Origin of the sequence: Nostoc sp. UIC 10630 (assembly GCF_010747425.1) — a bacterium.
Classification (GTDB): domain Bacteria; phylum Cyanobacteriota; class Cyanobacteriia; order Cyanobacteriales; family Nostocaceae; genus Nostoc.
The window spans coordinates 1-8,749 of record NZ_JAAGOG010000275.1 but is presented as its reverse complement, the minus strand read 5'-3'; the positions used below and the strand labels follow the sequence as shown (position 1 = coordinate 8,749).

At 42.2% G+C, this 8,749-nt stretch carries 7 protein-coding genes; 4 read left to right on the top strand and 3 right to left on the bottom strand.

The window, feature by feature from the left end:
• The first annotated feature begins 160 nt into the window (after nt 1–160).
• The 4 genes from G1O98_RS34675 to G1O98_RS34660 all read left to right on the top strand — a co-directional run bounded on the left by G1O98_RS34675 (nt 161) and on the right by G1O98_RS34660 (nt 4,828).
• Nucleotides 161–1,030, top strand: coding sequence for a DUF928 domain-containing protein (locus G1O98_RS34675; protein WP_243458630.1), 870 nt, complete (start codon nt 161–163; stop codon nt 1,028–1,030).
• Nucleotides 1,031–1,035: 5 nt separating this feature from the next.
• Nucleotides 1,036–3,264 carry an adenylate/guanylate cyclase domain-containing protein gene (locus G1O98_RS34670; RefSeq protein ID WP_163938310.1) on the top strand — a complete coding sequence of 743 codons (2,229 nt, stop codon included), beginning with the start codon at nt 1,036–1,038 and terminating at the stop codon, nt 3,262–3,264.
• A gap of 271 nt (nt 3,265–3,535) precedes the next feature.
• A complete protein-coding gene (locus G1O98_RS34665) occupies nt 3,536–3,841 on the top strand; it encodes a hypothetical protein (protein WP_163938308.1) in 306 nt (101 codons plus the stop codon).
• A gap of 630 nt (nt 3,842–4,471) precedes the next feature.
• Nucleotides 4,472–4,828, top strand: a complete 357-nt coding sequence (locus tag G1O98_RS34660) for a hypothetical protein (RefSeq protein WP_012408048.1) — start codon at nt 4,472–4,474, stop codon at nt 4,826–4,828.
• Nucleotides 4,829–4,926: 98 nt separating this feature from the next.
• Here the strand turns inward: G1O98_RS34660 and G1O98_RS34655 are convergent, their stop codons facing one another.
• The 3 genes from G1O98_RS34655 to G1O98_RS38875 form a co-directional block, all read right to left on the bottom strand.
• A complete protein-coding gene (locus G1O98_RS34655; RefSeq protein WP_114080689.1) occupies nt 4,927–5,274 on the bottom strand; it encodes a cupin domain-containing protein in 348 nt (115 codons plus the stop codon).
• Nucleotides 5,271–8,165, bottom strand: coding sequence for a glycerol-3-phosphate acyltransferase (locus G1O98_RS34650; RefSeq protein WP_163938305.1), 2,895 nt, complete (start codon nt 8,163–8,165; stop codon nt 5,271–5,273). Before G1O98_RS34650 ends, G1O98_RS34655 begins: the two co-directional genes overlap by 4 nt.
• 176 nt (nt 8,166–8,341) lie before the next feature.
• Nucleotides 8,342–8,482, bottom strand: coding sequence for a hypothetical protein (locus tag G1O98_RS38875; protein WP_041565237.1), 141 nt, complete (start codon nt 8,480–8,482; stop codon nt 8,342–8,344).
• Nucleotides 8,483–8,749: the final 267 nt, after the last annotated feature.

Below are 8,749 nucleotides of genomic sequence, written 5' to 3'. Positions count from 1 at the left end.
AGGTAGGGGAGCAGGGGGCAGGGGGAGATGAGGAAGAATAACCAATGCCCAATGCCCTATGTCCAATGCCCAATAGTTTGTAGTGGAGTGAAAAATTTGATCTTGCTTTTGGGAATACTTAATTTATTCACTTGAATATTAGAACTTAGGCATTATCAATATGAAACGGATTAAACCATTCCTATATTTTCTAACCTTTTCCTTACCATTGGGTTTACTTTCTGCTTTGACAGCACAGGTACACGCTCAGTCGTACCATCCCAACAAAACTTGGCAAATTAGTCAGGCATTTAAGCCACCACAGCGAGGCAAACCTCCTGCAAGTGCTGGTGGTTCTACCCGTGGCGGCTCTTGCCTAATAGGGAAAAAATTAATAACTCCCTTAATGCCTCCAGATAAATTAGGGCTGACATTTGCTCAACATCCAACATTTTTCTGGTATGTACCTCCATTTCAAGTTAAAACAGCTAAGTTTGTGCTGCTAGCTGAAGACCAGAATGTATTTTATGAAACGTCTTTTAAGCTTCCTGCTAAACCTGGAATTATTAGCTTCAAACTTCCTGAGAGTTCCCCCGGACTTGCTGTAGGTAAAACTTATCATTGGTATCTAACAATTGTTTGTAATACTCAAGACTCCAGCGACAATCCGACTGTAGAAGGTTGGGTGGAACGCACTCAACCAGGCTCATCGTTGTCGGAGGCGTTAGCAAAGACAAATGTGTACAAGTTACCCACCATCTATGCAGAAGCTGGGATTTGGCATGAAGCGCTGACTAGTTTGGTGCAGCTACGCCGGACTGAGCCGAATAATTTTAAAGCGAGGCTGGATTGGAGACAATTTTTCAAGTCTGTAGGTTTGAGTGCGATCGCTTCAGAACCATTGCTCGATTGTTGCACATCTAAGAAAGAAGGGCATGGGGCATTGGGCATTGGGCATGGGGCTAAAGCAGAATTCCCAACTCCCAACTCTTCTACAGACGCGATTAATCAAGTCTCTACTCCTAACTCAGCACTCAGCACTCAGCACTAAATCTTATGTGGGCAAAGCTGAAATCGCAAATCTGGCAATGGCGTGGTGTTTTACTTGCTGTCCCTAATATTACAGCCTTGGTGATTGCACTACGGTTGACTGGATTACTGCAATTGTTGGAATTGGCAGCACTAGATCAATTTTTTCTCCTCCGTCCACAAGAATCGCCTGATACCCGCATCGTCATAGTTGAAATTAATGAGGCAGATATCCGTAAGCAGGGCCAGTGGCCTATGTCTGATGGAAAACTTGCCAGTTTGTTAGAGAAAATCAAACAGCAACAACCGAGAGCGATTGGTTTAGATATTTATCGTGATTTACCCGTCAATCCTGGTCATGAAGCTTTACTTAAGGTGTTTAGATCTACTCCAAATTTGATTGGAGTCCAAAAAGTCTCTGATACTGTTGATAGTTCGGCAGTTGATTCGTCTCCAGAACTAAAGCGACTCGATCAAATTGGGTCAAATGATTTACCCATAGATGGGGATGGCAAAATTCGGCGATCGCTATTATACGTAAATTTAAATAATGATCAGATTCTGGAAAGCTTTGGGTTAAAGCTGGCATTGTTGTACTTGAAACCTGAAGGCATTACCGCCAAGCCATCAGCAACTAACTCTAATTATTTGCAGTTAAATCGTGGCGTTTTCCCGATTTTTGAAGCTAATGATGGGGGTTATGTCCGAGCAGATGCGGGAAGTTACCAAGTGCTGCTGAACTATCGAGGACGGATACAGCAGTTTACTAAAGTTTCTCTGGGCGAAGTACAAGATAAGCCCATTCCACCAGACTTAATGCGGGACAAGGTGGTGTTAATTGGTGCTACTGCTGAGAGTTTGAAGGATCTATTCTATACGCCTTACAGCAGTAATGTCTTGACTGAACCAGAACGAATGGCGGGTATAACAATTCATGCTAATTTGATTAGTCAAATTTTAAGTGCGGCAATGGATGGTCGTCCGTTGATTAAGTGTTTACCTGAGCCGCTAGAATGGCTATCAATTTTAATTTGGTCAATTATTGGTGCTAGCTTGTGTTGGCTACAACGCCGCAGTAGCAACCAGAAAACCCTTATGGCTGTTAGTGTTTTGCTAGCAGGTGGCGGTTTAATTGGTGGTAGTTTTCTAGCGTTTTTGGCTGGTTGGTGGATTCCCGTTATCCCTTCAATGCTGGCATTCGCTGGTTCTGCGATCGCACTTACTCAGTATATTGCTCAAAGTGCTACCGAGATGCGAAAAACCCTCGGTCGCTATCTAACTGATGAAATCGTCTCCAATATCCTAGAAACTCCTTCTGGGTTAAAGCTAGGGGGAGAACGGAGAAAAGTTACGGTTCTTGTGTCTGATTTAAGAGGATTTTCGGCTATTTCCGAACAATTACCGCCTGAAGAAGTAGTAAAGATTTTGAATCTTTATTTAGGAACAATGACAGATGTGATTAATCAGTATAAAGGCACGATTAATGAGTTTATGGGTGATGGCATTTTTGTGATATTTGGTGCGCCAATTAGCCGCATAGATGATTCTCAAAGAGCGATCGCTTGTGCTATTGCTATGCAATTGGCAATGCAGCAAGTAAACGAACAAAATCGGCAAATGAATTTTCCCATTCTCGAAATGGGAATTGGGATGAATACAGGGGAAGCCGTTGCAGGAAATGTAGGTTCTCAAAAACGCGCTCAATATACAGTTATTGGCAGTCATGTTAATTTGGCTGCTCGAATTGAATCTTATACAGTGGGAGGACAGATTTTAATTTCTGAAAATACCTGTAAAGATGCCAATATTGACCTCCAAATTGCTGGGCAACTAAAAATAGAACCCAAGGGAATAAAACACCCTGTGACAATTTGTGAAATTCGTGGCATTGGCGGTAAATATAATTTATTCTTGCCTGATGATGATGATAAAATAATCATTCTCAATCAAGAAGTGCCTGTGGAATACACCATTTTGCAGGGAAAACATGCAGTGGGAACAGTATTTTTGGGAGCATTAATTAGCCTCTCAGAAAAAAAGGCGCAATTGCGATCGTTAGATTCTTTAGAAATATTGAGTAATCTCAAACTCAAGCTATTGATTGAAGCAGAAATGGCTACAGAAGAAGAACATATATATGCCAAGGTGATCCAACAGTCTAATGTTGACAAGCATCTTTTTCTGCTTCGGTTTACAGCCGTTCCACCAAAAGCGATGGCAATGCTCAATGCACTCCGTCAGCCTGAGTCAGGTTAGGGCATCAATATTTAAATGGTAACGAAGGGAGGTGTATATAAATCAGGTTAACTGAAAAAGTAGGTAGTTCAGATTTTTTTAAAACAGTAGCAATTGTTGCTGATGCAACCAAGCGATCGCGGTAAGATTTTGGACTTAAGCCCGATCCAACTCCAATAACTCCTTAATAATTCGTAATTTTTAATTTATGCTATAGAGCAACCAAGTTGAGTTATGGAGATAAAAATATGATTTTTTCTAAAACTGAAATTCAATTACATCCAAAGGACAAATGACGAACGTAAACAACTTTCAAAGACTTGTAGAACTTGCAAACGAATATGGGATTATTTGCCAGCCAACACCAGAAGAATGCTTAATTGCATCCTTGCCTGGAGACGATGATTTTTTATTAGCTTTTACTTGGTCTGGAGCAGTTGAAGGAGAGCCGCCAGAGCATGAATTAATAGCAATTAGTGTACAAGATATAGTTAAAGAAGTGACTGTTGCAGCTTGGCAGATTCCTATTTATTTATTCGGAAACGTTTTAAGACAGGCTCAAATGCTTGTTGCTGCTCACAAAGATTTTTTTAGCTAGCAGATAAGCCTCAATACTTTTCGGTTAAGGGGAAAGGGTTTGAATTTACCTTTACCCTTTAATTGTTGGGTTTATCCCAAAAGTATTGAGATAAGCCCCTATAGATTAAGGCATTTAAACTGGTATTTCTCCTTCAAACTAAAAAGTTTTGAAGGGGAAATTTTCGGGTTTTCAGGTAGGGGCAATTCATGAATTGCCCCTACCTGAGAAACTTGTTAAATGTACTAGAATTGCTGTAGTTAAGAAAAGCCTTTTCAATATATAGATATAAGAGGTTGTTTGAAAAGTAGTTGGCTGTGATTTTAGGCACTTATTGATCCCCCCTAACCCCACTTAAAAAGAGGGGAAATGGAATCAAAGTCCCCCTTTATAAGGGGGATTTAGGGGGATCTAAAAGGATTTGATACATCACTAAGAACTTTTCAAACATCCTCTAAAGTTTTTCGTTAATTAACAGAAGACGGACATCGGAAAAAGCACATGGTTCACTGGCAACGAATTCACCCCAGATGATATCCAGATGAACTTCCCCAGTGCTGATATCTTAGTGATATTCCTGATAGACTTTACTTGCACTGTAAGATTTAATCGGATAACCTGAGCGATCGCAATTGTTTTCTAAGAAAATCAATGAACAAATTCCTACTGAGTTTGCTTTCTTCTCCTGTGCTGATTAGCTCCATTCTCTCTATGGGAGTAATGCTGAATCAAGCACAAGCTATAGAGCCAGAACCAGCAACCCAAAGCACAGACCGTCTATCTTGTATCCGTAATAAACATAAAGTGGGTTTAGTATGTGCAAGGGCTTCTGTATTGGCTCAAATTCCTAACTATCAGCGTGAAATAGAGTTTTCTCAAGAAGATGCTCCCATGCTGGAGTTCAATGACGAAGAAAGCAATGTGGCAATCAACTTATTTGGCTGCGATTGTCCTGCTTGTATAAATTCTTTACGTCAGATGCGCGGCGCTACACCTTTGGTATATTAGGATTCTACAAATTTATCTTTGTTTTAAGCAACATCCACAAGCTTTAGTGAGGGCGCAACATTGTTGAACCCTCACTAAAGCTTTTGATATTCCAATAATTACGCTGATTTTTCCACACGCAAACCAAAGTAGGTCAAAACAAGCTCAGTTGAGCCACTATTGACAACTTCATGTACTTCTCCCACTTCTATTGCTACGCAATTCCCTGGAAGCAGGGGGTATTCTGTACCATCAATATGAATTACTCCTGAACCAGCTTCCACAAAGAATACTTCGCACATATCTTGATGCGCGTGTGCTGGTGCGGTTTGTCCGGGAGCAAAACGCGCTTGAGAGAAGTTAGTTAGGTGAGGCAAATCGCCGAAGCGTAACATCACCTTTTTCTTGATTTCGGGATTGTGAGAGACAGACTCTTCTGGCAAGTCTTTCAGAGAATTGGTAATCATTCAGGTCTTAAATCGTTAGATAATTCCACAATACCCCTAGACCCATCAATCCTTACCCGTTGACCATCTTGCAAAAGCCATGTAGCACCCCGAACATCCATGACAGCAGGAATACCGTATTCACGAGCCACGATCGCACCGTGAGAAAGCCGTCCACCAACTTCGGCAATTAATCCTCCAGCCCTTAATAATAAGGGAGCCCAGCCGGAATCTGTGTAAGGTACTACCAGAATTGTATCTCGATCAATCTCCGGCACGTCTTGTAAATTTCGCAACACCTTTACCCTGCCTTCAGCTTGCCCGTGACTGGCTCCAATCCCTTGTAATATTTGGTCAGAGTAGAGCGCAGAAGGAGCTAAGGGGTGGGGAGGTGTATTGCCGTAAACTAAAAGTGGAATTTGAATAAACTCGCTATCTTGAACAAATTGCGATCGCCTCGATTCCACTAACTTATCTAACTCTTCAATCAGCCTAGAATCGTCACCCTCGACTAAACGCCGCACTTCATCAAAGTTGAGAAAAAAGATATCTCCTGTTTTCTGGAGTAAGCCGGATTTTAACCAAATCTTCTCTAAAGCTACAAAACTCCAACGCAATTCAGCTAACAACCGTGAATAAACTTCGGTAACTCGCCCTTTAATATCTACACGCCGTTGGACAAAAGAACGTTTGCGTTTACCAGCAAAGATGCTATTAATCGCGTCTTTAGCGCCTGCTTGTGGTTCGTTCCCCTGCATTAACTGCACAAACATCTGCTTAATCATCTGGGGATTCTCCCGCCAAGTGGGAACGGAGATATCAGTTCCCACTTCACTTAAATAGCCATAATCCTGAAGCAATTCGTCAAATTCTTGCAGGATTTTCTCTCCCTCTGGGGTTTGCTTTAACTGCTCAAATACCTGCTGTGGTTCAAACTCAAGCAATACTTGCTTGGCATCTGTGGCTATTGCACTGAGCGATCGCAATGCCGCCACCTCTGGAGTCACGCTATTATCAATTTGGCTGTCCTTCACCCGAAAAATCGCCTGTCGGAGGGCGGCACTTAAGGGAGCTAAAATGCTGTAATATGTCCCGTGGCGCAGCAACTCTAAAATAAAGTCAATTCTGATTAGCAACTTGGCTGGTTCCAAATTCTCTACATTTTCCTGCGCCAACTGCGACAACCCAGGAATAAACCGTTGGTGATAATCCTGCTTGAAGTCTTTTTCTAAATTTAATTCCCGCTTCAGCAACCTCCCTAGTCCTGGCAAATTCTCCCAAGTTGACTGCAAGGAAGGTTTACTTAATTTAGCTCCCCTGGTTAAAAATTCCAGACTTTCCGGTGGCAATCCCATCCGCAGAAAGATATTTCCTAAGAGGGATGCGTTAAAATAGGCTCTGGAGTAGTGCAGAGTTGCTGTTTCATTAAAATCTAACCCCAAAGCGCGATCGCCCAAAACTAGAGTAAAGAATTCTCCCCAAACTCCACAAGTTAAGGGACGATTAATTGACCATGTTAAGGGGTGAATTACTCCAGGGATCACTTCAGCAGCGATTTTGCGTGTCCAAATTGGTAGTAAAGTGGTGATCGGTCGAGATTGCAACACCCAAAGCGTTTGACCGTCGTAACTCCATTCAATATCTTGAGGAGTGCCATGATAGCGTTTTTCGAGTCGGTAAGCTAAATATGCAACTTGCTTAATTAATGCTTGGGGAACTCGTCCTTCACCCTCTAATTGCACAGAGGAAGATTTTTCTGTTTCAACGACAAAAGCGCGATATTGTTCTGGTGTGACTTTTCCCGAAACAATTTGCGTTGGGCTGCCTGGCAGGGCTTCAATGATGATTGCATCACCTTGCTGAGTAATGGGATCGCGGCTGAAAGCAACGCCAGAATATACACTTTGGACTTGTTGTTGAATTAACACAGCCATTGCTGTATCACTTGAGCCGCGATCGCGCCGATACTGTACAGCAGATGGATGATTGTAAGAAGCTTGAACTTGAGCGATCGCTTGCTGTAATGCCTCTGGGCTAGTAACATTTAGAACTGTTTCATATTGTCCAGCAGCGGAAGAATTTTCTGAGTCTTCGCCAATAGCGGAGGAACGCACCACCAAGGGGGATAATTCTGATGGCTGGAGAAATTCTGTCAACACTTTCGGATCGTCTATTGGCGCTAGTACCCATCCCTTCGGCACTGGATAGCCCCAGCGCTTAATTTGGGATAATGTAGCCGCCTTTTCTCCGACAATAGCAGCATCCAACTCTTCATCTAAAGAAACCATCGCGCGATTGCCCCGTAAAAATTCCAACATCGCTTGCGATTCTGTTTGTGCCTCTTGAACTGGTAGGTTCATATCATCTGGAATTTTTGCATAAATCCAGGCCATTAAACCAGCTAAAGCCACAGCAGCAAGCATTCTGGGAATATCGCTGAGATGCAAAATTGCTACAAACAGTGGAAAGAGAAGCAAAACCCCATATTTGACTGCCTGTTTTGATGGCAGAATTGTAAAGCTAATACCTGCAAAGAAAGAGACAAACATTGCCACCAGGGGATCGTGTACGACAAATCCCCAGACGACATTTGTTGTACCTGCTCCTCTGCCTATCCAATATCTACCAATTACCAGAGCGATCAGGGCAATCAATTCCCAAAAAGATCCCTCTGGGAAGAAAAGACGGGTGAGGAAAACTGCCGCAATTCCTTTAAAAGCTTCTGACAAGACTGCCAGAATTCCGACAAACTTACCACCGTGATAAAAGGCAGCTGATACACTAATGTTTCGTGTACCAACTTGTGATAATTGCTTACCCGTAAGCGCGTAAGCTATCCATGTAATCAGGGGTAATCCGCCCAAGAGGGGGCAGATAATTAAAATAACTAAAACACCCCAAGGTTCAAACATTCTGGATTTTGGATTTTAGATTTAAATTTTCCATCTAAAACCTCAAATCTAAAATCTAAAGTTTTTCTGAAATTTTTGATGGTAATTAGGGCGCTTTTATTTATTAGTCATGGAATGGACACTTGGCTACGACGGAAACCGTTTAAGACAAGTGCCCTTCTAGACTACTAATGGTTTTAGTTTAGCGCATAGGCAGCTTGCAGCGCCCAGATGATGAGAGCAGCGATCGATCCCAGAAGCAACACGGTAGAGATAGTGACTACTTTTGGGGAATCTGCACCCTCAAACTTCATAATTCCTCGATTTAAGTCGGACATAGCTTTGTAATCCTCTCTTATTGGAGCATGAAACATTTGTCCGTTTTGATTGTAGTCCCTCTATTTACGGATGATGTTAAATTCCTAATTTTATTTTGTTTAAGCCTCGCAATTTTTCCAACCCCACAATTACTTATTTCTTTAGAGGTATCAGTCTTATTTATTAACGGTGGAGAGTAGCGAATAGGGGAGCAGAGGGAAATGAGGGAGAAGAATGAATAACCAATGCCCCATTTCCCATTCCCCATTTCCCATTCCCCATTCCCC